General features: G+C 73.2%; 26 protein-coding genes. 6 read left to right on the top strand and 20 right to left on the bottom strand.

The window, feature by feature from the left end; translation table 11 throughout:
- Window position 1: 1 nt before the first annotated feature.
- The 3 genes from ACZ4K2_RS31970 to ACZ4K2_RS31960 form a co-directional block, all read right to left on the bottom strand.
- Window positions 2-571 carry a TetR/AcrR family transcriptional regulator gene (locus ACZ4K2_RS31970; protein WP_467478884.1) on the bottom strand — a complete coding sequence of 190 codons (570 nt, stop codon included), beginning with the start codon at window positions 569-571 and terminating at the stop codon, window positions 2-4.
- Window positions 572-674: 103 nt separating this feature from the next.
- On the bottom strand, window positions 675-2,138 hold the full coding sequence (locus tag ACZ4K2_RS31965; RefSeq protein ID WP_467478882.1) for an alkaline phosphatase PhoX: 1,464 nt from the start codon (window positions 2,136-2,138) through the stop codon (window positions 675-677).
- 181 nt (window positions 2,139-2,319) lie between these two features.
- Window positions 2,320-3,747, bottom strand: coding sequence for a hypothetical protein (locus ACZ4K2_RS31960; RefSeq protein ID WP_467478880.1), 1,428 nt, complete (start codon window positions 3,745-3,747; stop codon window positions 2,320-2,322).
- Window positions 3,748-4,014: 267 nt separating this feature from the next.
- Between ACZ4K2_RS31960 and ACZ4K2_RS31955 the strand changes: the two genes are divergently transcribed.
- Entirely contained in the window at window positions 4,015-5,841 is a 1,827-nt protein-coding gene (locus tag ACZ4K2_RS31955; RefSeq protein ID WP_467478878.1) for an endonuclease/exonuclease/phosphatase family protein, read from the top strand.
- Window positions 5,842-5,901: 60 nt separating this feature from the next.
- Here ACZ4K2_RS31955 and ACZ4K2_RS31950 read toward each other — a convergent pair whose 3' ends face one another.
- From ACZ4K2_RS31950 to ACZ4K2_RS31940, 3 genes are all read right to left on the bottom strand, one after another.
- Window positions 5,902-6,480 carry a DUF3618 domain-containing protein gene (locus tag ACZ4K2_RS31950; protein ID WP_467478876.1) on the bottom strand — a complete coding sequence of 193 codons (579 nt, stop codon included), beginning with the start codon at window positions 6,478-6,480 and terminating at the stop codon, window positions 5,902-5,904.
- 379 nt (window positions 6,481-6,859) lie between these two features.
- Entirely contained in the window at window positions 6,860-7,552 is a 693-nt protein-coding gene (locus tag ACZ4K2_RS31945) for a hypothetical protein (RefSeq protein WP_467478874.1), read from the bottom strand.
- Window positions 7,549-7,689, bottom strand: coding sequence for a hypothetical protein (locus ACZ4K2_RS31940; RefSeq protein WP_467478872.1), 141 nt, complete (start codon window positions 7,687-7,689; stop codon window positions 7,549-7,551). The genes ACZ4K2_RS31945 and ACZ4K2_RS31940 overlap by 4 nt, the downstream gene beginning before the upstream one ends.
- 204 nt (window positions 7,690-7,893) lie before the next feature.
- On the opposite strand from ACZ4K2_RS31940, the gene dapA reads away from it, so the two are divergent.
- Window positions 7,894-8,793, top strand: a complete 900-nt coding sequence (dapA, locus tag ACZ4K2_RS31935; RefSeq protein WP_467478870.1) for a 4-hydroxy-tetrahydrodipicolinate synthase — start codon at window positions 7,894-7,896, stop codon at window positions 8,791-8,793.
- A 53-nt stretch (window positions 8,794-8,846) separates the two neighbouring features.
- On the opposite strand, the gene dapD is transcribed toward dapA, so the two are convergent.
- From dapD to ACZ4K2_RS31880, 11 genes are all read right to left on the bottom strand, one after another.
- Window positions 8,847-9,833: a 2,3,4,5-tetrahydropyridine-2,6-dicarboxylate N-succinyltransferase gene (gene dapD, locus ACZ4K2_RS31930; RefSeq protein WP_467478868.1), complete on the bottom strand. Its 987-nt coding sequence runs from the start codon at window positions 9,831-9,833 to the stop codon at window positions 8,847-8,849.
- A 64-nt stretch (window positions 9,834-9,897) separates the two neighbouring features.
- On the bottom strand, window positions 9,898-10,428 hold the full coding sequence (locus tag ACZ4K2_RS31925; protein WP_467478866.1) for a TetR/AcrR family transcriptional regulator: 531 nt from the start codon (window positions 10,426-10,428) through the stop codon (window positions 9,898-9,900).
- On the bottom strand, window positions 10,428-10,751 hold the full coding sequence (locus ACZ4K2_RS31920; RefSeq protein WP_467478864.1) for a DMT family transporter: 324 nt from the start codon (window positions 10,749-10,751) through the stop codon (window positions 10,428-10,430). The genes ACZ4K2_RS31925 and ACZ4K2_RS31920 overlap by 1 nt, the downstream gene beginning before the upstream one ends.
- A 156-nt stretch (window positions 10,752-10,907) precedes the next feature.
- Complete coding sequence (locus tag ACZ4K2_RS31915) at window positions 10,908-11,240, bottom strand: metal-sulfur cluster assembly factor (RefSeq protein WP_467478862.1); 333 nt, start codon at window positions 11,238-11,240, stop codon at window positions 10,908-10,910.
- The gene (gene sufU / locus ACZ4K2_RS31910; protein ID WP_467478860.1) at window positions 11,237-11,704 is read right to left on the bottom strand and encodes a Fe-S cluster assembly sulfur transfer protein SufU; all 468 of its coding nucleotides are present in this window, start codon (window positions 11,702-11,704) and stop codon (window positions 11,237-11,239) included. The genes ACZ4K2_RS31915 and sufU overlap by 4 nt, the downstream gene beginning before the upstream one ends.
- An 18-nt stretch (window positions 11,705-11,722) precedes the next feature.
- On the bottom strand, window positions 11,723-12,979 hold the full coding sequence (locus tag ACZ4K2_RS31905; RefSeq protein WP_467478858.1) for a cysteine desulfurase: 1,257 nt from the start codon (window positions 12,977-12,979) through the stop codon (window positions 11,723-11,725).
- Window positions 12,976-13,740 carry a Fe-S cluster assembly ATPase SufC gene (sufC, locus tag ACZ4K2_RS31900; protein WP_467478856.1) on the bottom strand — a complete coding sequence of 255 codons (765 nt, stop codon included), beginning with the start codon at window positions 13,738-13,740 and terminating at the stop codon, window positions 12,976-12,978. The genes ACZ4K2_RS31905 and sufC overlap by 4 nt, the downstream gene beginning before the upstream one ends.
- Window positions 13,741-13,747: 7 nt before the next feature.
- Window positions 13,748-14,071, bottom strand: coding sequence for a bifunctional 3-phenylpropionate/cinnamic acid dioxygenase ferredoxin subunit (locus tag ACZ4K2_RS31895; RefSeq protein ID WP_467478854.1), 324 nt, complete (start codon window positions 14,069-14,071; stop codon window positions 13,748-13,750).
- A complete protein-coding gene (sufD, locus tag ACZ4K2_RS31890) occupies window positions 14,068-15,288 on the bottom strand; it encodes a Fe-S cluster assembly protein SufD (protein ID WP_467478852.1) in 1,221 nt (406 codons plus the stop codon). Before sufD ends, ACZ4K2_RS31895 begins: the two co-directional genes overlap by 4 nt.
- A 55-nt stretch (window positions 15,289-15,343) precedes the next feature.
- A complete protein-coding gene (sufB, locus tag ACZ4K2_RS31885) occupies window positions 15,344-16,765 on the bottom strand; it encodes a Fe-S cluster assembly protein SufB (RefSeq protein ID WP_467478850.1) in 1,422 nt (473 codons plus the stop codon).
- Window positions 16,762-17,502: a helix-turn-helix transcriptional regulator gene (locus tag ACZ4K2_RS31880; RefSeq protein WP_467478848.1), complete on the bottom strand. Its 741-nt coding sequence runs from the start codon at window positions 17,500-17,502 to the stop codon at window positions 16,762-16,764. Before ACZ4K2_RS31880 ends, sufB begins: the two co-directional genes overlap by 4 nt.
- Before the next feature lie 183 nt (window positions 17,503-17,685).
- On the opposite strand from ACZ4K2_RS31880, the gene ACZ4K2_RS31875 reads away from it, so the two are divergent.
- From ACZ4K2_RS31875 to ACZ4K2_RS31860, 4 genes are all read left to right on the top strand, one after another.
- The gene (locus ACZ4K2_RS31875; protein ID WP_467478846.1) at window positions 17,686-18,501 is read left to right on the top strand and encodes an AAC(3) family N-acetyltransferase; all 816 of its coding nucleotides are present in this window, start codon (window positions 17,686-17,688) and stop codon (window positions 18,499-18,501) included.
- 31 nt (window positions 18,502-18,532) lie between these two features.
- Window positions 18,533-19,456 (top strand): ABC transporter ATP-binding protein, encoded by a 924-nt coding sequence (locus ACZ4K2_RS31870; protein ID WP_467478844.1) that lies wholly within the window; start codon window positions 18,533-18,535, stop codon window positions 19,454-19,456.
- Window positions 19,453-20,223, top strand: coding sequence for an ABC transporter permease (locus ACZ4K2_RS31865; protein ID WP_467478842.1), 771 nt, complete (start codon window positions 19,453-19,455; stop codon window positions 20,221-20,223). The genes ACZ4K2_RS31870 and ACZ4K2_RS31865 overlap by 4 nt, the downstream gene beginning before the upstream one ends.
- Before the next feature lie 79 nt (window positions 20,224-20,302).
- Complete coding sequence (locus tag ACZ4K2_RS31860; RefSeq protein ID WP_467478840.1) at window positions 20,303-21,319, top strand: COX15/CtaA family protein; 1,017 nt, start codon at window positions 20,303-20,305, stop codon at window positions 21,317-21,319.
- A gap of 48 nt (window positions 21,320-21,367) precedes the next feature.
- Here ACZ4K2_RS31860 and ACZ4K2_RS31855 read toward each other — a convergent pair whose 3' ends face one another.
- From ACZ4K2_RS31855 to ACZ4K2_RS31845, 3 genes are all read right to left on the bottom strand, one after another.
- Entirely contained in the window at window positions 21,368-22,111 is a 744-nt protein-coding gene (locus ACZ4K2_RS31855) for a nucleotidyltransferase (protein ID WP_467478838.1), read from the bottom strand.
- Between the two features lie 18 nt (window positions 22,112-22,129).
- Window positions 22,130-23,236 (bottom strand): amidohydrolase family protein, encoded by a 1,107-nt coding sequence (locus ACZ4K2_RS31850; protein ID WP_467478836.1) that lies wholly within the window; start codon window positions 23,234-23,236, stop codon window positions 22,130-22,132.
- Between the two features lie 185 nt (window positions 23,237-23,421).
- Window positions 23,422-23,742, bottom strand: a complete 321-nt coding sequence (locus ACZ4K2_RS31845; protein ID WP_467478834.1) for a hypothetical protein — start codon at window positions 23,740-23,742, stop codon at window positions 23,422-23,424.
- Window positions 23,743-23,880: the final 138 nt, after the last annotated feature.

Raw genomic sequence — 23,880 nt, 5'->3', positions numbered from 1 at the left:
CTCAGCCGCCGCGCAGCCCCTCGTGCAGCAGCGCCAGGTAGCGCCGGATCTCCCGCTCGTCCGTCCCGGCCGGCTCCGCGGCCGAGGCCGCCCCGTGCGCCAGCCGCAGCACCTCGATCGGCCGCACGTCCGGCCGCAGCGCGCCGGCCGCCTGCGCCGCCTCCACCAGCCGGGCCGCCGCGCCCTGCACCGTGGTCGCGCACACCGTCGGCGCCACCGTGCCGCCGTCCGTCACCGCCGTGCCGAGCAGGGCCTTCATGCCGCGCACCTGGAGGGTGGCGACCACCAGCTCGTGGAGCCACTGACCGAGCGCCTCGCCCGGCGGCAGTTCCCCGGCCAGTTCCCCGGCGCGCGCGCCCAGTGCCTCGATCCGGTCCACGTACGCCGCCTCCAGCAGCGCCCGCCGGGTCGGGAAGTGCCGGTAGAGCGTGCCCGAGCCGACACCCGCCCGCTTGGCGATGTCGTCGAGCGACGCGTTCTCCCCGTGCTCGGCGAAGGCCTCGGCCGCCGCCGTCAGCAGCCGCTCGTAGTTGCGCCGGGCGTCCGCGCGCATGGGCCTGCCCTGCGCCATCCACTCACTCCTCGCAGACCGGGGACCCTCTCCGCATCCTATCGAGCAGGAAGGGGACGGTCCCCGGCCGCCGCCGGGCGCCGGTGGAGGAGTGGCGCGCCGGTCAGCGCTTCTGCCGCTTCCAGGGGCCGGTGACGGCGAGCATGATGCCCGGGGTCTGGATGTTGGCGAACAGGGTCCGGCCGTCGGGGGAGAAGGTGACGCCGGTGAACTCGCTGTACTCCGGCTCCTGCGCGGTGCCGATGTTCAGCTCGTTGCGGGCGATCGGGTAGGTCCGGCCGCTGTCGGTGGCGCCGAACAGGTGCTGGACGCCCTCGCCGTCCTCGGCGATCACGAGGCCGCCGTAGGGGGAGACGGTGATGTTGTCGGGGCCGTCGAAGGCGCCGTCCGCGGACGGGTCGGGGTTCACCCCGAGCAGCACCTTCAGGGTGAGCGTGCGGCGCTTGGGGTCGTAGAACCAGACCTGGCCGTCGTGCTGGACGGGGCTCTCCCCGCGGGCGTAGGAGGAGACGACGTAGACACCGCCGTCGCCCCACCACATGCCCTCCAGCTTGCGGGCCCGGGTGACCTCGCCCTCGGTGAACTGCTTGCGCACCGAGACGGTCCGGGCGTCCCGGTCGGGGACGTCCACCCAGTCGACGCCGTAGACGGTCCCGGTCCGCGTGGCGCGGGACAGGTCGTCCACGAACCGGCCGCCGGAGTCGAAGCACTTGAACGCCTGGAGCACGCCCGCGTCGTCGGCGAGGGTGCGCAGCCTGCCGCGGCCGTGGTGGAAGCCGTGCGGCGGGGTCCAGCGGTAGAACAGGCCGTTGGGGCCGGAGGCGTCCTCGGTCAGGAAGAGGTGGCCGCGCTTGGGGTCGACGACGACCGCCTCGTGGGCGTACCGGCCGAGGGCCTTGACGGGCTTGGGGTCGCGGTTGGCCCGGCGGTCCTCCGGGTCGACCTCGAAGACGTAGCCGTGGTCCTTGGTGAAGCCGTTCTTTCCGGCCCGGTCCTCGGTTTCCTCGCAGGTCAGCCAGGTGCCCCACGGGGTGCTGCCGCCCGCGCAGTTGGTGGCGGTGCCGGCGATGCCGACCCACTCGGCGACCTGGCCGCCGCGCCGGACCTCGACGACGGTGCAGCCGCCGGCCGCCGCCGGGTCGTAGACCAGGCCCTCGGTGAGCGGCACCGGGTGCGGCCACCGGTCGCGGGCGCCGGCCAGCTCGTGGTTGTTGACGAGGAGGGTGGCGCCGCGGGGGCCGCTGAAGGTGGCGGTGCCGTCGTGGTTGGAGGGGGTGTACTCGCCCGACTCCAGCCTGGTCCGGCCGCTGTAGGTGATGATCTCGTAGCTGAACCCGGCGGGCAGGGCGAGGATGCCCTCCGGGTCGGGGAGCAGCGGCCCGTAGCCGACGCCGTGGTGGTCCCCGTGCGCGGACCGGCCCTCGGCGGTGTCGGTTCCGGCGGTCTCGGTCTCGGTGGTGGCGAGTGCGTTCGGCGCGGTGGCGAGTGCGCCGACGCTGCCCGCCAGGGCGACCCCGGCACCCGTGATCGCGGATGTCCTGGCGAAGTCCCTGCGGCTGAGCGACATGGTGTCTCCTGTGACGACGATGTGCCGTGGAGGGTGGCGGGCATCGATCCGGCGCACACGCTCCCGTCCACCCGTGAACGGGAGTTGAACGCCGCGCCACCACCGGGCCGCCGGTTCGGTGAACCCGCGTGCCGCGGACCACGGCCGGCCCGGAACCCCGGTCACCCGTCACGCCGGGCACTCACCCGCCGTGCTGCGACCGCGCCTTGAACGCCGCCTTCCGGGCCTCCTTGGCGACCTTCTTGTCCGGGTGCAGCCGCCCCATCGCGTCCAGCACCTCGGCGGTGTCGGGGTGCTCCACCCGCCAGGCCGCCGCGAAGAACCCGCCGTGCTGGGCGGCCAGCCCCTCCACCAGGGCCTGGAGTTCGTCGGAGTTGCCCTCGGCCTGGAGCTGGGCGGCCAGCGTGTCGACGGTCAGCCAGAACACCATCTCCTGGGAGGGCGCCGGGACACCGGCGGCCCCCCGCTCGCTCAGCCACACCCGGGCGAGCCCGCCCAGCTCCGGGTCGTCCAGCACCTCGCGGAGCGCGGGCTCGGCCTGGTCGCCGACCAGGGACAGCGCCTGCTGGCAGCGGAGCCTGCGCAGCGGTGCGCCCGGGTCCGCGCCGCGGGCCGCGTCCAGCAGCTCGCGGGCGGCGGCGAGGGACTCGCGGCGGCCGAGCCACTGCTCGGTCTCGGCGCGGGCGGCGGTCCGGCCGAAGCGGGCGGTGCCGTCGAGGAGCGCGTCGGCGCCCTTGTCGGCCAGTTCGCCGACGGCCGGCGCGGCGAACCCGGCCTCCAGCAGCCGGGCCCGCAGGCCGTACACGCCGAGCGGGGTGAGCCGGACCATGCCGTAGCGGGAGACGTCGGTCTCGTCCACGGGCGCCGCGGGATCCTCGTCGCCGTCGGCCATCAGTGCCTCGTCCACGGGCTGGTACGCCACGAGCCCGATCGGCTCCAGCACCCGGAACTGGTCGTCCAGCCGCATCATCGCGTCGGAGACCTGCTCCAGCACGTCGTTGGTGGGCTCGCCCATGCCGTCGGGCACGAGCATGGAGGCGGCGAGGGCGGGCAGCGGGACGGGGGCCTCGCCGGGGCCGTCCTCACCGACGGTCAGCAGGTAGAGGTTGCCGAGGACGCCGTCGAGGAATTCCGCCTCCCCCTCCGGGTCCCAGCCGAGTGACGAGAAATCGACCTCGCCGCCCTCGTCCAGCGCGCCGACCAGGTCCTCCAGATCGGGGACGGCCGCGTCCGCGACCACGGTCTCCAGCGCGGCGAGCCAGATCGTCAGCACGTCCCGCGGTGAGCCGCCGGTGAGCAGGGCGAGGTCCTCCCCCGCCCGGACGGTGCCGGCCTCCTCGTCCACGATCTCGACCAGACCCGCGTCCAGGGCGACGCGCCAGGCCTCACTGGCGTACGCGGCGGCGTCGTCCCCGGTGAGTCCGAGCAGGTCGGCGGCGGCCGGGAGCTGCTCCTCGATCAGCCCGCCACCGGCGTCCACGCGGGTGGCGGGGCCGGCCCAGCGGGCGAGGCGGGCGGCCCGGGAGAGCAACGGCGTGGACAGCGCGGCGCGCGCCAGCTCCGCTTCGGGGTGCAGCCGCGCGGGCGGCAGGGGGGAGCTGTCTGACATCGGCTGGTTCTCCTCGGACCGTGAAACGGGCTCAGCCGCTCAGCCTAGACGGATTTCCACCCATGCCGCCCGGTTCATCTCCCCGTCAGGGTGCGTACATGGCCGAAACCTTGACAACTCCCCCGGCCAAGCAGGAGATTGACGCGCGTAGAAGTTGGGGGGACGACTGTTCACCCGGCTCTACGCGTGTCACACAGGGCCACGAACCCGGCACGCTCCCGTTCCGCCCTCGTCCCGGCGCTCACGTTCGTCCCCGGAGGGAATCCCTTGCCGAGCAGGTCTTCCGCGCGTCTCGCCGCGCTCACCGTCGCCGCCGTCTGCAGCGCGGCGTCCGCCGTCGTCCTCACCTCCCCCGCGCACGCCGACGCGGTGCGCGTCCACGACATCCAGGGCACGACCCGCACGAGCCCCCTCGCCGGGCAGAAGGTGGCGGACGTCCCGGGCATCGTCACGGCCACCCGCACCTACGGCTCCACCCGGGGCTTCTGGCTGCAGGACCCGACCCCCGACGACAACCCCGCCACCAGCGAGGGCGTGTTCGTCTTCACCAGCTCCACGCCGAAGGTCGCGGTCGGCGACTCGGTGACGGTGACCGGCACGGTCTCCGAGTACGTCCCGGGCGGCGCCTCGTCCGGCAACCAGTCGCTGACCGAGATCACCAAGCCGGTCGTCACGACCGTCTCCACCGGCAACGCGGTGCCGGCGCCGGCCGTGATCGACGCGGGCTCCGTGCCGAACCGTTACGCCCCGGCCGGCGACGCGGCCGCGGGCGGCTCCGTCAACGGCCTGCCCCTGGCCCCGTCGACGTACGCCCTGGACTACTACGAGTCCCTGGAGGGCATGAACGTCCAGGTCGCCGACGTCCGCGTGGTCACCGCCACCGACCCGTACTCCGAGCTGTGGGTGACGGTGAAGCCGGACGAGCACCGCGGCGCGCGGGGCGGCACGGTCTACGGCTCCTACGACTCCCAGAACACCGGCCGGCTCCAGATACAGTCGCTGGGGACCACCGCCGACTTCCCGAAGGCGGACGTCGGCGACGCCCTCGTGGGCACCACGACGGGTCCGCTGGACTTCAACCAGTACGGCGGCTACACCCTCGTCGCGAGCCGGCTCGGCACGCTGGAGAGCGGCGGCCTCCAGCGCGAGACGACGCGCCGGCAGTCCGGCCGCGAGCTGGCGGTGGCGACGTACAACGTCGAGAACCTCGACCCGTCGGACACCACCTTCGACGCGCACGCCTCCGCGATCGTGAACAACCTCCGGTCGCCCGACATCGTGTCCCTGGAGGAGATCCAGGACAACAACGGTGCCAAGGACGACGGCACGGTCGCCGCGGACGTGACCATGGGCAAGCTGATCGACGCGATCGTCGCGGCCGGCGGCCCGAGGTACGAGTGGCGCTCGGTCGACCCGGTCAACGACCAGGACGGCGGCGAGCCGGGCGGCAACATCCGCCAGGCGTTCCTGTTCAACCCGGAGCGGGTGTCCTTCACGGACCGCGCGGGCGGCGACTCCACCACCGCGGTCGGCGTCACCAAGGTGCGCGGCAAGGCCGAGCTGACGGTCTCCCCGGGCCGTGTCGACCCGGCGAACGCGGCCTGGGCCAACAGCCGCAAGCCGCTGGCCGGCGAGTTCGTCTTCCGCGGCAAGACCGTCTTCGTGATCGCCAACCACCTCAACTCCAAGGGCGGCGACCAGGGGCTCACCTCGCAGTTCCAGCCGCCGGCGCGCAGCTCGGAGGTGCAGCGGCACGCCCAGGCGACCGTGCTGAACACGTTCGTCAAGGACATCCTGGACGTGCAGAAGAACGCGGACGTCATCGCGCTCGGCGACATGAACGACTTCGAGTTCTCCGGGACCGCGCGGATCCTGGAGGACGACGACGCTTTGTGGTCGGCGATCAGGTCGCTGCCCCGGAACGAGCGGTACACCTACGACTACCAGGGCAACCAGCAGGTCCTGGACCAGATCCTGATCAGCCCGGCGATCCGGCGCGGCTGCGACTTCGAGTACGACAGCGTGCACATCAACTCGGAGTTCCACGACCAGATCAGCGACCACGACCCGCAGGTGCTGCGGTTCCGTCCGTGACGTGACACGCCGGCGGGGCCGGCCGGGCGACCGTGCCCGGCCGGCCCCGCCGTCCCGTGCTCACCGGCCGCGGCCGCTCCTGCGCCGGACCACGGCCGCGCCGACGACGGCCGCGCCGAGGGCCGCGCCCACCGCGGCCGCGATCAGCGCCGGCCAGGGATTGCGCCGCGCGGCGCCCAGGGCCGACCGCACCGGCCGCGGCACCCGTGCGTCGTACCGCACGGTGTGCCCGGCGTGGGCGGCCCGGTCCTGGAGGACGTGCCCGGCGTGCAGGGCCCGCTCCTGGAGGACGTTCCCGCCCTGGCCGGCCCGCTCCTGCACCAGGTGGCCGGCTCTCGTCATCCGTTCCTGCGCGGTGTGGCCGGCCCGCGCGGCGCGCTCCTGCGCCAGGTGCCCCGCCCTGACCGCCCGGTCCTGCACGCCGTGTCCCGCGTGCGCGGCGCCGGCGCGCAGCTGCACGGTCATGGCGCCCGCCTTGTCCCGCAGGTCGGCGGCCCGCACCCGGGCCCGGCCCTTCACGTCGGCCCGGTCCGCGAGCCGGGCGACGGTGTCGCCGAGCTGGTGCCGGGTGTGTTCGATCTGCCGTCGCAGCTCGTCGGGGCCCTTGGCGCCCGAGCCGTGCGCGTCGCTGTGCTTCATCGGTGTGCCCTTTCCCTGATCACGTCGATCACGCCGATCACGTCGGCGTCCGCCCCGGCGCCGCTTCCCGGGCGCGGGCGGGGCGGCACGTCCGGTCGCGCCCCGGCGGCAGGGACGCGGCGAGCGGCACCGCGCCCGCCCCCGGCCCGCCGGGCCACGGCGGAACCGGCCGGGCCCGGGACGAGCGGCGCGCGCGGCGGGTGCCGGTGCGGCCCGCAGTCCCGGCGGCCGGGAGAGCCGTACGGCGGCCCGGGCGGGGGCCCGGCCCGTGGAGGGGGCCCAGCGGCCGTGGACCTCGGGTACACGGGTCACGGTCACGGCGGTACGCCTCCTTCCTCCGCACAACCTCCGGGTACCCGGCCCGGGGGCCTCAAGGCCCTCAGCCCCGCTCGCCGCCCCCGCCGCCGGGTTCACCGAGGCGTGCGAGCCGGGACTGGAACCAGTCGAGCCGCGCCTGCAACAGCGCGGCCTCGGCGACGAGTTCGGGGACCCCGAACTCACCGGCGACGGCCGACGCACCGGACTCGGACCCGCCGCCGCCCCCGGCGGCCACCCGGAGTCCCTGCCCGGCCAGCCCCGCGAACCCCGCGAGCGAGACGGACACCCGCCCGCGCACGCAGCCCGCGCAGCAGGGGGCCAGCACCCGCCAGCCCGGCCGCCCCCAGCCGGCGTCGGCGAGCCCGGCGGAGCGGGCGCCGCAGTCGCAGGGTCCGGCCGTGGCGGTGCGCACCCGCTGCCGGGCGTAGCGGAAGCCGCGCTCGAAGCGGATGTAGGCGCCGAGGACGGAGACCTCCAGCAGGACGGCCGCCCGGTGTTCGGCGGTGCACAGCAGCGCCTCGGCCGCCGCCCGGTCGTGCACGCAGTGGAAACCGCAGTCGCAGCGGCGGGCGGGCGGACGGTGCCGCAGGCCGTAGACGCAGGCCGCGTCGTCGAGAACCGTGTACGGCAGCGCACCGCCGAGCGACACACCGGTGAACCCGGCCCGGGTGCCGTCCTGGGACAGCACCGGGTGGGCGATCTTGTATCCGGTCGGTGGCTCCGCCGGGCGTTCCGCCGGGAGCCGCAGCCTCATCGGGCGGCCGGGACCTCTTCGCGGGCCGGCTCCGCCGGTGCGGTGCGGGCGGTCTCCTCGGAGGCCGGGGCCTCCTCCTCACGGACGAGCGGCCGCTCCTCGGCGACCCCCGTGGCCAGTGCCTTGCCGAGCTTCATGGCGCCTCCCATGACCTGACATCGGTGACCTTCCGGCCGCTCGGGCCCGTACCGGCCCTCGTCGGCCCTCTCCGGCCATGGTGACCCATAGGGGCCGAGTTGGACACAGGACCGCGGATCCGCCTTCACGCCTCAGCATCTCTTAACGAACAACCGGAGGAGAATTAAGTAGAGCTTCAGTCCGGGGGCCCCGAGACTACCCGCATGACGACTTCACGCAAGCCCCCGCCCTTCGGCCGCACCCTGTGCGCGATGATCACGCCCTTCACCCAGGCGGGAGCCCTCGACCTGGACGGCGCCCGGCGGCTGGCCGCGCACCTGGTCGCGGAGGGCTGCGACGGCCTGGTGCTCAACGGCACCACGGGCGAGTCGCCCACCACCACCGACGAGGAGAAGGCGCGGCTGGTCGCGGCCGTCAGGGAAGCGGTCGGGAACGGCGTCGCGCTGGTCGCGGGCGTGGGCACGGCGGACACCCGGCACACGGTGGAACTGGCGCGCGCGGCGGCGAAGGGGGGCGCCGACGGCGTCCTGGCGGTGACGCCCTACTACAGCCGGCCCCCGCAGGAGGCGGTGGCCGCCCACTTCCTCCGGGTCGCCGACGCGAGCGAACTGCCGGTGATGCTCTACGACATCCCGGACCGCACCGGTACCCGGATCGAGCCGGACACGATGATCCGCCTCGCCGGGCACCCGCGGATCGTGGCCGTCAAGGACTGCTCCCACGATCTCCTCGGCGTCCAGAAGGTGCTGGCGCGGACCGGCCTGGCGTACTACGCGGGCTGCGACGAGCAGACGCTGGCGCTGTACGCGGTCGGCGCGGCGGGCTGCGTGAGCACCGCCGCGAACGCGGCACCGGCCCACATCGCCGCGCTCCCGGCCGCGTTCGACGCCGGCGACACCGCGCGGGCGGCCGAACTCCAACTGGCGGCCGTTCCGTTGATCGAGGCGATGACGGGCGCGGGCCTGCCCGGCACGGTCACCGCGAAGGCCCTCCTGACCCGGCTCGGCCTGCCCGCGGGCCCGGTCCGCCCACCCCTGCTCCCCGCCGACCGGCGGACGGCGGACGCACTGCTGACCACGCACCGCGCCCTGCACACGACCTGACGGACCACCGCCCCCCACCTTCCGGTGGAGGGCGATGCCGAGGCCACGGTGTGTCAGTTGTGGCTGTGCAGGATGTCGTTCAGGCCGCCCCAGACCGCGTTGTTCGGGCGGGCCTCGACCGTGCCGGTGACCGAGTTGCGGCGGAAGAGGATGTTGGAGGCGCCGTTCAGCTCGCGAGCCTTGACGATCTGGCCGTCGGGCATGGTGATCCGGGTACCGGCGGTGATGTACAGGCCGGCCTCGACCACGCACTCGTCGCCGAGCGCGATGCCGACGCCCGCCTCGGCGCCGACCAGGCAGCGCTCGCCGATGGAGATGATGACGTTGCCGCCGCCGGACAGGGTGCCCATGGTGGAGGCGCCGCCGCCGATGTCCGAGCCGTCGCCGACGACGACGCCTGCGGAGATCCGGCCCTCGACCATGGAGGTGCCGAGCGTGCCGGCGTTGAAGTTGACGAAGCCCTCGTGCATGACGGTGGTGCCCGACGCGAGGTGGGCGCCCAGCCGGACCCGGTCGGCGTCGGCGATGCGCACACCCTTCGGGGCGACGTAGTCCGTCATGCGGGGGAACTTGTCCACCGAGGTCACCTGGAGGTGCAGGCCCTCGGCGCGGGCGTTCAGGCGCACCTTCTCCAGGTCGTCCACGGCGACCGGGCCGAGCGAGGTCCAGGCGACGTTGGCGAGGTGACCGAAGACGCCGTCCAGGTTCTGCCCGTGCGGCTTGACCAGGCGGTGCGAGAGCAGGTGCAGGCGCAGGTACACGTCGTGCGCGTCGAGCGGCTTCTCGTCCAGCGAGGCGATGACCGTGCGGACCGCGACCACCTCGACGCCCCGGCGGGCGTCCGGGCCGGTCGCCGCGGTGGCGCCGCCGCCCAGCAGCTCCGCCGCCCGCTCGGCGGACAGCCGCTCGGTGCCGGCCGGGCCCGGCTCCTCGACCAGCTCGGGGGCCGGGAACCAGGTGTCGAGAACGGTGCCGTCGGAGGCGATCGTGGCGAGGCCGGCGGCGACGGCGCCGGTGGTACGGGTTGCAGAGTCGGTCATGGAGCAAAACCTAACGTGGGCGGGGTGGTGAGGGCGAACCGCGTCTCACGTGCCGGGCGCCGGTTCAGGGGATCAGCCGAGCCAGCAGGACGCGCGCGTCCTCCTCGTCGTAGGAACCGCCCGTGAGCAGCACCTGGAGGCAGATGCCGTCCATCAGGGCGAGCACGGCCCGCGCGGTGGCCGGGTCGGTGCGCCGGGCCAGCAGCGCCGCCGCCTGCCCGGTCCACTCCGCGGCGACGGGCCGCAGCGCGGGGCGGCGCAGCGCGGCCAGGTACAGCTCGTAGGCCAGCTCCACGCCGGCGCGCTCGCCGCCCAGCCACTCCCCCAGCGCGCGGGCGAGGTCCGCGGCGAGGTCGCCGCCGGTCTGCGGCAGGTGTGCGGCCAGCACCGCGCCGAACCCCTCGTCGGCCTGCCGCAACGCGGCCACCAGCAGGTCCTCCAAGGTGGCGAAGTGGTACGTGGTCGAGCCGAGCGGGACGCCGGCCTCGGCGGCGACCGTGCGGTGGCTCAGCCCGGCGATGCCGTCCCGGCCGGCCACCCGGATCGCGGCGTCGATGATCCGCTGCCGGCGTCCGGGGTCGTGGCGGCGGGGCATCAGTGGCTCGCCCCGCCGAGGTTCAGCACCACCACGCCACCGATGATCAGCAGTATCCCGGTGAGTTTCGCCGCGCCCAGCCCCTCGCCGAACAGCAGCAGGCCGAGGACGGCGACGGCCGCGGTGCCCACGCCGGACCATATGGCGTACGCCGTGCCGATCTGGACGGTCTTCAGCGTCTGCGCGAGCAGCGCGAAGGAGACGAGGTAGCCGAGCGCGGTCACGAGCGAGGGCCAGAGCCGGCTGAAGCCCTCACTGTACTTCATCGCAGTCGTCGCGGCGACCTCGGCGGCGATGGCACCGGCGAGCAAGAGGTATCCCATGTGTACGAGCGTACACAGCGGATGTGTACGGGCGTACACATCCGCGTGTCCGCCGGACGCGGACGGACACCTGGCCACCGGCGGCGGGCGGACCCGGCCCGGCACACGGAAGCGGCGGCACCCGGCGGGTGCCGCCGCTTCACGCGCGTGCGGTGATCAGACGTTGAACCCGAGCGCCCGGAGCTGCTCGCGGCCGTCGTCGGTGATCTTGTCGGGGCCCCACGGCGGCATCCAGACCCAGTTGATGCGCAGCTCGTTGACGATGCCGTCCGTGGCGGACTTGGCCTGGTCCTCGATGACGTCCGTCAGCGGGCAGGCCGCGGAGGTCAGGGTCATGTCGATGGTCGCGATGTTGGCGTCGTCGACGTGGATCCCGTAGATCAGGCCGAGGTTGACGACGTCGATGCCCAGCTCGGGGTCGACCACGTCCATCAGGGCCTCACGGAGTTCCTCTTCCGAGGCCGGCTTCATCTCGACGGTGTCGCTCATGCGGTCTTCCTTTCGGCGTCGGCGCCGTCCAGCGCCTGGGCCGTCGCGTCCTTCCACGCCATCCAGCTCAGGAGGGCGCACTTGACCCGCGCGGGGTACTTGGAGACACCGGCGAACGCGACCGCGTCCTCCAGCACGTCCTCCATCGCGTCGTCCGGCTCGATCCGGCCCTTGGACTGCATCAGCTCCAGGAAGGTCTCCTGGATCTTCTGCGCCTGGGCCAGCTCCTTGCCGACCAGCAGCTCGTTCAGCACGGAGGCGGAGGCCTGGCTGATGGAGCAGCCCTGGCCCTCGTACGACACGTCCTCGATCGTCGTGCCGTCGTACTTCACGCGAAGGGTGATCTCGTCGCCGCACGTCGGGTTCACGTGGTGCACCTCGGCGTCGCCATCCCTCAGACCACGCCCGTGCGGGTTCTTGTAGTGGTCCAGGATGACTTCCTGGTACATCGAATCCAGCTTCACGGTCTCAGCTCACGTCCCTCAGCCGAAGAAGTTCCGAACGTGCTCCAGCCCCTCGACCAGTGCGTCGATCTCGGACGGCGTGGAGTACAGATAGAACGACGCTCGCGTGGTCGCAGGAATTCCGTAGCGCAGGCAGACCGGGCGGGCGCAGTGGTGGCCGACCCGGACCGCGATGCCCTGCTCGTCGAGCACCTGGCCGACGTCGTGGGGGTGGATGTCACCGAGCGTGAAGGAGATCGCCGCGCCCCGGTCCTCGGCCGTGGTCGGGCCGATGATCCGCAGGTCGGGGACCTCCGCGAGGCGGCGGACGGCGTACTCCGTCAGCGCGTGCTCATGGGCCAGGATCTTGTCCATGCCGATCGACTGGAGGTAGTCGATCGCCGCGCCGAGGCCGACCGCCTGCGCGATCGGGGGCGTGCCCGCCTCGAACTTGTGCGGGGCCGGGGCGTAGGTGGACGAGTGCATCGAGACGGTCTCGATCATCTCGCCGCCGCCGAGGAACGGGGGCAGGTCCTCCAGCAGCTCCTGGCGGCCCCACAGGACGCCGATACCGGTCGGGCCGCACATCTTGTGGCCGGTGAAGGCCACGAAGTCGGCCTGCAGCGCCTGGACGTCCACCGGCATGTGCGGCGCGGCCTGGGAGGCGTCGATGCAGACGAGCGCGCCGACCTCCTGGGCGCGGCGGATGATCGTCTCGACCGGGTTGACCGTGCCCAGGATGTTCGACACCAGCACGAAGGAGACGATCTTCGTCTTCTCCGTGATGACCTCCTCGATGTTCGAGAGGTCCAGGCGGCCGTCGTCGGTGAGGCCGAACCACTTCAGCTTCGCGCCCGTGCGCTGCGCCAGCAGCTGCCACGGCACGATGTTGGAGTGGTGCTCCATCTCCGTGATGACGATCTCGGTCTCGTGGTCCACCCGGTAGGGCTCGTCGGCCCAGCCCAGCATGTTCGCCACGAGGTTCAGCGACTCGGAGGCGTTCTTGGTGAAGATCACCTCGTCGCGGCTGGGCGCGTTGACGAACGCCGCGACCTTGTCGCGCGCGCCCTCGTACAGCGCCGTGGCCTCCTCGGCGAGCACATGCACACCGCGGTGGACGTTGGCGTTGTAGCGCTCGTAGTACTCACTCAGGGCGTCCAGCACCTGGCGCGGCTTCTGGCTGGTCGCCGCGTTGTCCAGGTACACGAGCTTCTTGCCGTCGTGGACCTGGCGGTCCAGCACGGGGAAGTCCTTGCGGATCGCCTCGACGTCGAGGAGGCCCGGCAGCTGTGTCACGCGGATGCGCCACCCTTCACGTATGCCTCGTAGCCCTCGTTCTCCAGCTTGTCCGCGAGCTCGGGGCCGCCGGACTCGACGATGCGGCCGCCGGCGAACACGTGGACGTGGTCGGGCTTGATGTAGCGCAGGATGCGCGTGTAGTGCGTGATCAGCAGGGTGCCGACCTCACCGGTCTCGCGGACGCGGTTGACACCCTCGGAGACGATGCGCAGCGCGTCGACGTCCAGGCCCGAGTCGGTCTCGTCCAGGATCGCCATCTTCGGCCGGAGCAGCTCCAGCTGGAGGATCTCGTGGCGCTTCTTCTCACCGCCGGAGAAGCCCTCGTTGACGTTGCGCTCGGCGAAGGACGGGTCGATGTTGAGGCGCTCCATGGCCTCCCTGACCTCCTTCACCCAGGTGCGCAGCTTCGGGGCCTCGCCGCGGATGGCCGTGGCGGAGGTGCGCAGGAAGTTGGAGACCGAGACGCCGGGGACCTCGACCGGGTACTGCATCGCGAGGAACAGGCCCGCGCGGGCGCGCTCGTCGACGGACATCTCCAGGACGTCCTCGCCGTCGAGGGTGACGGTGCCGCCGGTGATCGTGTACTTCGGGTGACCCGCGAGCGAGTAGGCGAGGGTCGACTTGCCGGAGCCGTTGGGGCCCATGATGGCGTGCGTCTCGCCCTGCTTCACGGTGAGGTCGACGCCCTTGAGGATCTCCTTCGTGGCGTTGTCGGCCTCGACGGTGACGTGCAGGTCTCGGATTTCAAGCGTTGCCATGGATGCCTCAGGACTCCTGGGTGAGGGAGACGAGCACGTCGTCCCCTTCGATCTTTACGGGGTATACGGGGACGGGGCGCGTCGCGGGGAGGCCGGACGGCTTGCCGGTGCGCAGGTCGAAGGCGGAGCCGTGCAGCCAGCACTCGATCTGGCAGTCCTCCACCTCGCCCTCGGAGAGGGAGACGTTCGCGTGCGAGCAGATGTCGTTGATCGCGAACACCTCGCCCCCGGTCTTCACGACCGAGACCGGCGTGCCGTCGAGTTCCACCCGCTTGGGGGTGTCCTCCGCCAGTTCGCTCAGCCCGCAGACGCGTACGAAGGTGCTGGTCATGCGACCGACGCCTCCAGCTCTTCCTCGATCTTGACGAGCAGGCGGTCCTCGATGTCCTTGACACCGATCTGCTGGACCAGCTCGGCGAAGAAGCCGCGGACCACCAGGCGGCGGGCCTCGTGCTCCGGGATGCCGCGGGCCATCAGGTAGAAGAGCTGCTCGTCGTCGAAGCGGCCGGTGGCGGAGGCGTGGCCGGCGCCCACGATCTCACCGGTCTCGATCTCCAGGTTGGGCACCGAGTCCACGCGCGCGCCGTCCGTGAGGACCAGGTTGCGGTTCATCTCGTAGGTGTCCGTGCCCTCGGCCGCGGCCTCGATGAGCACGTCGCCGATCCAGACGGCGTGCGCGTCGTCGCCCTGGAGCGCGCCCTTGTAGACGACGTTGGACTTGCAGTGCGGGGTGTTGTGGGTGACCAGCAGGCGGTGCTCCTGGTGCTGGCCCGAGTCGGTGAAGTACAGGCCGAACAGCTCGGCCTCGCCGCCGGGGCCGGCGTACTCCACGCGCGGGTGCAGGCGCACCACGTCGCCGCCGAAGGTGACGACCACGGACTTGAGGGAGGCGTCCCGGCCGACCAGCGCGTTGTGCTGGGCGACGTGGACGGCCTTGTCGTCCCAGTCCTGGACGGAGACGACGGTCAGCTTGGCGCCGTCGCCCAGGAGGTAGTCGACGTTGGCCGCGAGGACGGCGTCACCGGTGTGGTCGATGACCACGACGGCCTCGGCGAAGGCACCCAGTTCGATCACCTGGTGGCCGAAGGCGGTGCCGCCCTGGCCGTGCACGGCGATGCGGATCGGCTCGGTGAGGACGGTGTCCTTCGGGACGGTCACGACCGAGGCCTGCTCGAAGGCGGAGTACGCCTGGGCGGCGACGCGGTCCACCGGGGTGCCCGCCCTGCCGAGCCGCGCGTCGTCGCGGCCGACCGTCTCGACGGTGACGCCCTCGGGGGCCTGGACGTCGACCTTCACGCCGTCGCCGGTGGCGACGGCGGTGCCGTCGTGCAGTCCGCGCAGCCGCTCCAGCGGGGTGAACCGCCACTCCTCCTCGCGGCCGTGCGGGACCGGGAAGTCCGCCACGTCGAAGGACGGGGGGGCGCTCATGCGCGAGACGACGGTCGACTCCGCGGCGACCGCGATCGAGCCGGCGGTGGTGGAACCCACCGGTGGGGGTCCCCCTGCCGGAGCGATACCGGGGGTGGGGGAGTTCTGGGCCTCAGCCATGGCTGTCGTATTGCTCGCTTTCTCAGGTCGGTGGCTTGACGGGGGCGGCGGGCGGTCAGCCGACCGCGCCCTCCATCTGCAGCTCGATCAGCCGGTTGAGCTCCAGCGCGTATTCCATGGGCAGTTCCTTGGCGATCGGCTCGACGAAGCCGCGCACGATCATCGCCATGGCCTCGTCCTCGGAGAGACCGCGGCTCATCAGGTAGAAGAGCTGGTCCTCGGAGACCTTGGAGACGGTGGCCTCGTGGCCCATGGACACGTCGTCCTCGCGGACGTCCACGTACGGGTAGGTGTCGGACCGGGAGATGGTGTCGACCAGCAGCGCGTCGCACAGCACGTTCGACTTGGAGCCCGGGGCACCCTCGCCGATCTCGATCAGACCGCGGTAGGAGGTACGGCCGCCGCCGCGCGCCACCGACTTGGAGACGATGTTGGACGAGGTGTTCGGCGCCATGTGGACCATCTTGGCGCCGGCGTCCTGGTGCTGGCCCTCGCCCGCGAAGGCGATGGACAGGGTCTCGCCCTTGGCGTGCTCGCCCATCAGGTAGACGGCCGGGTACTTCATCGTCACCTTGGAGCCGATGTTGCCGTCGATCCACTCCATGGTCGCGCCCTCGTAGGCGACGGCGCGCTTGGTGACCAGGTTGTAGACGTTGTTCGACCAGTTCTGGATGGTCGTGTAGCGACAGCGGGCGTTCTTCTTGACGATGATCTCGACGACCGCGGAGTGCAGCGAGTCGCTCTTGTAGATCGGCGCGGTGCAGCCCTCGACGTAGTGCACGTAGGCCCCCTCGTCGACGATGATCAGGGTCCGCTCGAACTGGCCCATGTTCTCCGTGTTGATGCGGAAGTAGGCCTGGAGCGGGATCTCGACGTGGACGCCCTTCGGGACGTAGATGAAGGAGCCGCCGGACCACACGGCGGTGTTCAGCGCGGCGAACTTGTTGTCGCCGGCCGGGATGACCGTGCCGAAGTACTCCTTGAAGAGCTCCGGGTGCTCCTTCAGGGCGGTGTCGGTGTCGAGGAAGATGACGCCCTGCTCCTCCAGGTCCTCGCGGATCTGGTGGTAGACGACCTCCGACTCGTACTGGGCGGCGACACCGGCGACGAGGCGCTGCTTCTCGGCCTCCGGGATGCCCAGCTTGTCGTAGGTGTTCTTGATGTCCTCGGGCAGGTCCTCCCAGGACTCCGCCTGCTTCTCCGTGGAGCGCACGAAGTACTTGATGTTGTCGAAGTCGATGCCGGAGAGGTCGGAGCCCCAGTTCGGCATGGGCTTCTTCTCGAAGAGCTTCAGGCCCTTCAGGCGCAGCTTCGCCATCCATTCCGGCTCGGACTTCTTGCCCGAGATGTCAAGGACGACGTCCTCGTTCAGGCCGCGGCGCGCGGACGCACCGGCCACGTCGGAGTCGGCCCAGCCGTATTCGTACTTGCCCAGGCCCTCGAGCTCAGGGTGGGCAGTCTCCGTGGGGAGAGTCATGCGGGGTTCCTCCCGGCCGTGCTTGCAGGTGCGTCAGTGTCAGTGGATGTCTTGGGGATGTACGTCGTGCAGACGCCGTCGCCGTGCGCGATGGTCGCCAGCCGCTGGACGTGGGTTCCCAGCAGCTCGGCGAAGATCTCCGTCTCCGCCTCGCACAGCTGCGGGAACTGTTCCGCGACGTGGGCGACCGGGCAGTGGTGCTGGCAGAGCTGCTCGCCGACCGGTGCGCTGCGCGCCGTAGCAGCGTACCCGTCGGCGCTCAGGGCCTTGGCCAGCGCTTCGGCGCGTTTGTCGGGCGCCACGGACTCGATCGCCTCGCGGTACGCGCCCGCCTGGGCGGCGATCCGGGCGCGGGCGAAGACGGCGACCGCCTCGGCGCCGCCGCCCTGCTCGGCGATCCAGCGGAGCGCGTCCGCCGCGAGCTTGTCGTACGACTGGTCGAAGGCGTCCCGGCCGCAGTCGGTGAGCGCGAAGGCCTTGGCGGGGCGGCCACGCGTGCGCGTGCCGTACACCCGCTGCTCGCGCGCCACGACGATGTCGTCGGCGACCAGCGCGTCCAGGTGACGCCGTACGGCCGCCTGGGTGAGTCCCAGCCGGCCGGCGAGTTCGGCGACGGTCGACGGGCCGTGGTCCAGGATCGACCGCGCGACGCGGTTGCGCGTGGAGCGCTCACCGGTCGCCAGTTCCTCCTGAGGGGTTCCCATCGGGGTCTCCCGAGCCTCGCCGACGTTTTTCACAACGCCATTGTTGCGTAATTCCGTGGAGCCTGACAAGCGCGTCCGGATCATCGACCGGTGCCCTACGTCACTTAGGTGAACCTAAGCTGACCTGCGGAAACGATCTCCGGTCGAGCCTCCCCGGACGCCCGCACCGGGCAATTCGCTGGCACTCCGGGGCCCGGTCCGGAAGACTGCCGGACCATGTCCGTACCCCCTCCGACCGGCCCTCTCGTCACCCACGACACCCTCGTGGCCGCGCTGCGCCGGCTGGGTGCCGAGGCCGGCGAGACCCTCCTCGTGCACTCCTCGCTCAGCTCCCTCGGCTGGGTGAACGGCGGCCCGGTCACCGTCGTCCGAGCACTCCTCGATGTCCTCGGCCCGTCCGGCACGCTGGTCGTCCCCACGCATACCGGCGACCAGTCCGATCCGGCCGCGTGGCGGAATCCGCCGGTGCCCGAGGAGTGGTGGGACCGGATCCGCGCCACCATGCCGCCGTACGACCCGCTGATCACCCCCTCGCTCGGGGTCGGCGTGGTCCCGGAGACCGTGCGGACCTGGCCGGGCGCCCTGCGCAGCGCGCACCCGCAGACCTCCTTCGCCGCGCTCGGCCCCCGGGCGCGGCGGATCACCGGGGGCCACGCGCCGGACTGCCGGCTCGGCGAGCACAGCCCGCTGGCCCGGCTGGAGGAGCTGGGCGCCCGGGTGCTGCTGCTCGGCGCGGGCTACGACGCCTGCACCGCCTTCCACCTGGCCGAGTACCGGATCCCCGGGCCCCGCGTGGCGGTCGGCCGACCCGCCCCGGGCGGCGGCTGGGAGACGGTGACCGAGGTCTCGGTCAGCTCCGACCGGTTCGAGGAGCTGGGGCGGGACTACGAACGGGAGCGGCCGGTCGTGCGCGGACGGGTGGGCGCGGCCGCGGCCCGGCTGTTCCCGCTGGCGGACGCCGTGGCCTACGCGCGGCGGTGGCTGGCGCCGCACCGGCCCCGCGGGGAGGGCTCCCCCCACCCGGCCGTCTGAGGGGCGGACGGTCTCCCTAGACTCTTGAACCATGCGAAGTGACCCTGTGGTCCAGGTCCGGGCCCTGGTGAAGCGGTACGGCACGAAGACCGCGGTGGACGGCCTCGACCTGGTGGCCGAGGCGGGCGTGACCGCCGTGCTCGGCCCGAACGGGGCGGGGAAGACGACCACGGTCGAGACCTGCGAGGGGTACCGGCGGCCGGATTCCGGCACGGTGCGCGTCCTGGGCCTCGACCCGGTGCGCCAGTCCGCCGCGCTGCGGCCCCGCATCGGCGTGATGCTCCAGTCCGGCGGCGTCTACTCGGGCGCCCGCGCGGACGAGATGCTCCGGCACGTGGCGAAGCTGCACGCGCACCCGCTGGACGTCGACGCCCTCGTCGAGCGGCTCGGCCTCGGCTCCTGCGGCCGGACCCACTACCGCCGGCTGTCCGGCGGCCAGCAGCAGCGCCTCGCGCTCGCCATGGCCGTGGTGGGCCGCCCGGAGCTGGTGTTCCTGGACGAGCCGACGGCCGGACTCGACCCGCAGGCCCGCCGGGCCACCTGGGACCTGGTGCGGGACCTGCGCGCCGACGGCGTCTCGGTGATCCTCACCACCCACCACATGGACGAGGCCGAGCAGCTCGCCGACGACGTGGCGATCATCGACGGCGGCCGGGTCATCGCCCAGGGCACCCCCGAGGCGCTGTGCAAGGGCGGCGCCGAGAACACCCTGCGCTTCACCGGCCGTCCCGGACTCGACGTCGGCTCCCTGCTCAAGGCCCTCCCGGCCGACTGCACGGCCGCCGAGCTGACCCCCGGCGCCTACCGGGTCGTCGGCAGGGTCGATCCCCAGCTGCTCGCCACGGTCACCTCGTGGTGTGCCCAGCACGGGGTGCTGCCGGACCGGATCTCGGTGGAACGGCACACCCTGGAGGACGTCTTCCTGGAGCTGACCGGCAAGGAGCTGCGCGCGTGACCACCACGGGTACGTACACCCCCCGCCCCGGGGCCGCCCCGCTCCCCCGCATGATCGCGGCGCAGGCGGCCCTGGAGACGAGGATGCTGCTGCGCAACGGCGAGCAGCTCCTGCTGACGGTCGTCATCCCGACCCTGCTGCTGGTGCTGTTCGGCTCGGTCGACATCGTCGACACCGGCAAGGGCGAGGCCGTCGACTTCCTCGCTCCCGGCGTCCTGGCCCTGGCCGTCATGTCGACGGCCTTCACCGGGCAGGCCATCGCCACCGGCTTCGAGCGCCGCTACGGCGTGCTCAAGCGGCTCGCCTCCTCGCCGCTGCCCCGCTGGGGGCTGATGACCGCCAAGACGGCGTCCGTGCTGGTCACCGAGGTCCTCCAGGTGGCCTTGCTGACCGCCGTCGCGTTCGCGCTGGGCTGGTCCCCGCACGGGAACCCCGCCGCCGTCCTGCTGCTCCTCGTCGTCGGCACCGCCGCCTTCTCCGGGCTGGGCCTGCTGATGGCCGGCACGCTGAAGGCGGAGGCCACCCTGGCCGCCGCCAACCTGGTGTTCCTGCTGCTCCTGGTGGGCGGCGGGGTGATCGTGCCGCTGGAGAAGTTCGGCGTGACGGGCCGGCACGTGCTGGGGCTGCTGCCGATCTCCGCGCTGTCGGACGGCCTGCGGGACGTGCTCCAGCACGGCGCCGGCATGCCCTGGGCCGACCTGGGGATCCTCGCCGTCTGGGCGGTGGCCGGGCTGGCCGCGGCGGGCAGGTTCTTCCGCTGGGAGTGACCGCGGTCACCCCGGGGCGTGGTTCCGGCACACCCGTCGGGGTGACCCTCGTGAACGCGTGCACAAGCAGCGGCCTACCATGGTGCGCGTGCCAAAGCTGACCCGTGCCGACGCCGAAGCGGCCCTGCGCAACCCGCTCGCCTTCATCGCCGACCGCTGGACCCCGGACCCCCGGACCGTCCGGCGGGCGGCGCTCGCCGCCCTCGTCATGTCGGTGATCATCGTCGTGACTGGCGGCGCCGTCCGCCTGACCGGCTCGGGCCTCGGCTGCCCGACCTGGCCCACGTGCACCGACGACTCGCTGACCACCACCCGGGCCATGGGCTTCCACGGGATCATCGAGTTCGGCAACCGCATGCTGACGTACGTGCTGTGCGCCGCCGTCGGCTGGGCGATCGTCGCGGCGCGTGCCCGCACGCCGTGGCGCCGCGACCTGACCCGGCTGGGCTGGGCGCAGTTCTGGGTCGTCATGGGCAACGCGGTGCTCGGCGGCATCGTGGTGCTGGTCGGCCTCAACCCGTACACGGTGGCCGCCCACTTCCTGCTCTCCACCGCGCTGATCGCCGTCGCCACGGTGATGTGGCAGCGCACCCGGGAGGGCGACGCGCCACCGCGCCCGCTGGTCGGCAAGGCGGTGCAGCAGCTCGTGTGGTCCCTGGTGGCCGCGTGCGTGCTGCTGATCGCGGTCGGCACCGTGGTGACCGGGGCGGGCCCGCACGCCGGTGACTCCAGCGAGGTCGCGCGCATCCGGATCGACTGGGAGACCGTCGCCAAGCTGCACGCGGTGCTCGCCTGGATCGTGGTGACGCTGACGTTCGCGCTGTGGTTCGTCCTCAAGGCGGTCGACGCGCCGAAGGGCCCGCTGGCCCGCACCCGCGAGCTGTTCCTGGTGCTGCTCGCCCAGGGCGTGATCGGTTACGTGCAGTACTTCACGCACCTGCCCGAGGTGCTGGTCGGCCTGCACATGCTCGGCTCGTGCCTGATCTGGATCGCGACCCTGCGCGTCCTGCTATCCCTGCGCGAGCGCCCGCAGACCCTGGCGGACGCGGACCTGCCGGGCCCCGCGGCCGAGGTCGCGGTCGGCTCGCGCGCCTGAGCCCTCCGGCCGCGCTCCCCGGCCGGCCGGGCGCCGCGCGGCGCCCGGTCACCCGTACGTGGTGACCAGGTCGTCGATGGCCGGGCCGAGGTACGCCCGGGTCAGTCCGGCCCGGCGCTCGCGGTCGAGCACGGCGGCGCCGGCCGGGACGGCGGTGCCGTAGCGCCGGCGGGCGACGTCCTCGACCACCTCGGCCGGAGCCCCCACCGCCGTGAGTTCGGCCAGGGCCTCCCGCTTGGAGACCAGCCGCCCGTCCCGCAGGGTCACCGTGGCCCTCGCGAAGGTCAGCAGCCCCAGGTCCACCCAGACGTCCTGCCGCCACACATGGGCCTTGCCGACCGCCGGGCGCCAGAAGTCCCGCTGGTCGCGCACGACGAAGCGGGCGAGCCGGTCCCCGGACACCGGCGGGAGCAGCCCGGCCGGTGCCTCGCCGTGCAGCACCCGCCCGAACTCGTGCAGCTCCCGCCGGGTGACGGGGGTGACCGGGCGGCGCAGCAGCCGGCCGTGGGCCCAGGTGACGTGCGGGCGGTCCGGGTCCTCCAGGGTGGCCGGGGCCAGGTAGCTGCAGTGGAGCCTCTCGGCCAGGGGCGCGCGCCGCAGCGCCCGGTGCAGCGCCAGCAGTTGCGGCACGGTCCCCGGGCCGGGCGGGGCCGGCAGGACGGCGATGAGGTCGAGGTCGCTGCGGCCCTCCTGGTAGTCGCCGCCGGCCAGCGAGCCGTGCGCCCAGACCGCCCGCGGCCGCAGTGGCAGCAGCGCGGTCAGGAACCCGTCGAGCAGGGCTTCGGTCGTCATCCGGTCAGTCTGGGCGCCTCACCCGAGTCCGTACACCCGGCGCGCGTTGCCCGCCGCGATGAGCCGGGCCACCCGCCGGGCGTCCTCCCGCGACCACGCGCCCTCGGCCACCCAGGCGCCCAGGACCCGGCCGAGTGCCTCCCGGAAGAGACGGGCGCCGACGACGTGCAGCTCGGGCAGGCCCTGGGCGCCGGTGGAGAAGAGGACCTTGCCGAAGGGGGCCAGTTCCAGGGTCTCGGCGAGGACCGCGGCCGCCCGGGCTCCGGTGCGCGCGAGCGCGGCCCCCGAGTCGGCGTACACGTGCGGGAAGACGCCGGCCAGGTGGGCGGCGTGCCGGTGGTACGGGTAGCCGTGCAGCAGGACCAGGTCGGTGCCGTGCCCGGCGGTGGCGCGGACGAAGTCGGTGAGCAGCACGGGGTCGGTGCGGTCGACGCGGGAGCCGGGCTCGGCGAGGCCGGAGTGCAGTTGCAGGGGCAGGCCCGCGGCGACCGCGGTCCACAGCAGGTGCCGCAGCAGCACGGCGTCGCGGAGGGCGTCGCCGGCCCGCCGCCCGGCCAGCCAGCGGCCCGCCGCGGCGCGCACCTCCGCGGGACCGGGCGGCTCCGGGGCGAGGGCGAGGCCGTGCCGCAGGCCGGCGACCGAGGTGAAGGCGACGGCCGTGGCCGCCGCGCCGTGCACCGCCTCGGCGAGGTTGGCCAGGAAGGACCCGACGGTGCCGGAGGTGTCGGCGACCTGCTCCGCGAGCTGTTCGAGGCGGACGATCTCACGGGCCCGGGCCGCCCCGGCGGAGGCCAGCTCGGCGGGGCCGGTGAGGTCGCCGGGCACCCCGGTGTCGACCAGGTACGTGGTGATGCCGCTGCCGCGCAGCAGCCTGCGGCCCGCCTCCGGCACGCCCAGTTCCCGGCGCCGGGCCAGGTAGCGGGCGGGCGGGCAGTGCGGTTCGAGGCCGAGCAGCGGCGGGCACCAGCGCCGGACGGCGAAGCCGGTCTGGGTGTCGAACAGGGTGGTGCCCGGCGCGGGCGGCCCCTCGGTGCGGGCCAGCCGGGCCTCGAAGGTGCCGAGGCCCAGCTCGGTGCGGAGTACCCCGTGGCAGTACTGGTCCACGAGGGACGGCGTGTCGATCATTCCCGGGCTCCCCGTGGGAAGTGGTGTCGCACCTCCTAACGGGAGCACCGGGGCCGAGGTGGCGGCAGCGCGCCGAAGGGGCCCGCACGGGCCCTGGCCGCGGGCCGGCGGGCGGGCGGGCGGGCCCAGCGGAAGCCCTGGACGAGGCGCCCCGCACGACTCGGGTCCGGCCCGGCCGGGAGGTGCTAGCCGCCGAGCTGGATGCCGGCCATCCGCTTCCACTCGTACGGCCCGGTCGTCACCTTCGCCGCGAACTCGCCGTCGAAGGACTCGTGGACCGTGATGCCGGCCTTGGCCACCGCCTGCTCGGCGATGGCGCAGGAGGGCGCCACCAGGTCACCCCAGCCGCCGTCCTCGCCGACGAGGACGATGCGGGCGCCGCGTTCGCCGAGGTGGGCCACCTGGCCCTCGGCGCCGCCGTGCGCCTTGGCGAAGGTGCTGATCTGGTGGGCGAGCCGGGCCGCCTTGCGCTCGGCCCGCGCGTCAACCTGCTGCGTGTCTGCCATGGGCAGGATGCTACCGACGGGTAGATCAAACGGCGACGGGAGGGGTGGGGGGGGGGGGGCCCCCCCCCCCCCCCCCCGCGGGGCGGCGCCCCCCCCCCCCGGGGGGGGGGCCCCCCCCCCCGCCCCCAGCGGGTCGAC

It is taken from the genome of Streptomyces sp. NPDC025833 (assembly GCF_055558055.1).
The sequence above is the reverse complement of the archived record's forward strand: the minus strand, read 5'-3'. Positions and strand labels throughout refer to the sequence as shown.

Coding starts and splice junctions, on each gene's coding strand:
- ACZ4K2_RS31970 (WP_467478884.1), bottom strand. CDS start 571: ATGGCGCAGGGCAGGCCCATGCGCGCGGACGCCCGGCGCAACTACGAG.
- ACZ4K2_RS31965 (WP_467478882.1), bottom strand. CDS start 2,138: ATGTCGCTCAGCCGCAGGGACTTCGCCAGGACATCCGCGATCACGGGT.
- ACZ4K2_RS31960 (WP_467478880.1), bottom strand. CDS start 3,747: ATGTCAGACAGCTCCCCCCTGCCGCCCGCGCGGCTGCACCCCGAAGCG.
- ACZ4K2_RS31950 (WP_467478876.1), bottom strand. CDS start 6,480: ATGAAGCACAGCGACGCGCACGGCTCGGGCGCCAAGGGCCCCGACGAG.
- ACZ4K2_RS31945 (WP_467478874.1), bottom strand. CDS start 7,552: ATGAGGCTGCGGCTCCCGGCGGAACGCCCGGCGGAGCCACCGACCGGA.
- ACZ4K2_RS31940 (WP_467478872.1), bottom strand. CDS start 7,689: ATGAAGCTCGGCAAGGCACTGGCCACGGGGGTCGCCGAGGAGCGGCCG.
- dapA (WP_467478870.1), top strand. CDS start 7,894: ATGACGACTTCACGCAAGCCCCCGCCCTTCGGCCGCACCCTGTGCGCG.
- dapD (WP_467478868.1), bottom strand. CDS start 9,833: ATGACCGACTCTGCAACCCGTACCACCGGCGCCGTCGCCGCCGGCCTC.
- ACZ4K2_RS31925 (WP_467478866.1), bottom strand. CDS start 10,428: ATGCCCCGCCGCCACGACCCCGGACGCCGGCAGCGGATCATCGACGCC.
- ACZ4K2_RS31920 (WP_467478864.1), bottom strand. CDS start 10,751: ATGGGATACCTCTTGCTCGCCGGTGCCATCGCCGCCGAGGTCGCCGCG.
- ACZ4K2_RS31915 (WP_467478862.1), bottom strand. CDS start 11,240: ATGAGCGACACCGTCGAGATGAAGCCGGCCTCGGAAGAGGAACTCCGT.
- sufC (WP_467478856.1), bottom strand. CDS start 13,740: ATGGCAACGCTTGAAATCCGAGACCTGCACGTCACCGTCGAGGCCGAC.
- ACZ4K2_RS31895 (WP_467478854.1), bottom strand. CDS start 14,071: ATGACCAGCACCTTCGTACGCGTCTGCGGGCTGAGCGAACTGGCGGAG.
- sufD (WP_467478852.1), bottom strand. CDS start 15,288: ATGGCTGAGGCCCAGAACTCCCCCACCCCCGGTATCGCTCCGGCAGGG.
- sufB (WP_467478850.1), bottom strand. CDS start 16,765: ATGACTCTCCCCACGGAGACTGCCCACCCTGAGCTCGAGGGCCTGGGC.
- ACZ4K2_RS31875 (WP_467478846.1), top strand. CDS start 17,686: ATGTCCGTACCCCCTCCGACCGGCCCTCTCGTCACCCACGACACCCTC.
- ACZ4K2_RS31870 (WP_467478844.1), top strand. CDS start 18,533: ATGCGAAGTGACCCTGTGGTCCAGGTCCGGGCCCTGGTGAAGCGGTAC.
- ACZ4K2_RS31860 (WP_467478840.1), top strand. CDS start 20,303: ATGGTGCGCGTGCCAAAGCTGACCCGTGCCGACGCCGAAGCGGCCCTG.
- ACZ4K2_RS31855 (WP_467478838.1), bottom strand. CDS start 22,111: ATGACGACCGAAGCCCTGCTCGACGGGTTCCTGACCGCGCTGCTGCCA.
- ACZ4K2_RS31850 (WP_467478836.1), bottom strand. CDS start 23,236: ATGATCGACACGCCGTCCCTCGTGGACCAGTACTGCCACGGGGTACTC.
- ACZ4K2_RS31845 (WP_467478834.1), bottom strand. CDS start 23,742: ATGGCAGACACGCAGCAGGTTGACGCGCGGGCCGAGCGCAAGGCGGCC.